Raw genomic sequence first — 839 nt, forward strand, 5'->3', positions numbered from 1 at the left:
TGTTGGAAACCGAAGCAGCAGCTAATGCAGCTAGGACATTGGCTCCGAGCCAAACACTTCGTTTACGCGCGGATTTGAAGACGGGAGCGAAGGTATCTTCGTCATCATCCATACCCGCCATACTCATCATTGAGTGTTCGGCGTCTTCACGAATAACGTCAACCACGTCATCGATGGTGATACGACCGACAAGGTGCTGGTTTTCATCCACTACGGGTGCTGACACCCAATTACGACGTTCAAACAGGCTAGCAACGTCTGAGTCCCTGGTATCAACGGTAATCGCATCGTCAGCATCTTCCATGACGTCGATAATTTTTACGTCGGGTTGGGTCGTGATAAGTGTCGTGATTGGGAGTTCGCCAATCAGTTTGCTTTCGTCATCAATCACGTAGAGTGCATCGGTGGCTTCAGGCAGCTCGCCCTTCATACGCAGATAACGCAGGACTACGTCGACATCAACGTCACCACGAATCGTGATAACGTCCGTGTTCATCAACCCACCAGCGGTGTCTTCAGGATAAGACAGTGCCGTCTCGACGCGAGCACGATCTGCTGAATCCATTTGGGAGAGAACTTCACGAGAAAGATCATCTGGCAAGCTACGTAGGACGTACGCAACGTCATCGGTATCCATGCCTTCCGTCGCCTCTGCAAGGTCTTCGGGAGCCATTTTTGATACAAGACTGTCTTTAACGTCTTCGTTTAGTTCGTCAAGAATTTCACCATAATCTTCGGGGTCGGTAAGTTGCCAAAGAACTTCACGGCTTTTACGTGGGGATGCTTCTAAAAGGTGAGCAATATCCTCAGGTTCCATGTCCTGACGCTGCCGACGAACT

1 protein-coding gene is annotated in these 839 nt (G+C 50.2%); it reads right to left on the minus strand.

Features of this window, described 5'->3' with window-relative positions; genetic code table 11:
• Positions 1–839, minus strand: an 839-nt coding sequence (locus R7E78_RS25585; protein ID WP_318058537.1) for a magnesium transporter, incomplete at both ends; no start/stop codon positions are given.

The organism is Vibrio sp. YT-19(2023) (assembly GCF_033337395.1).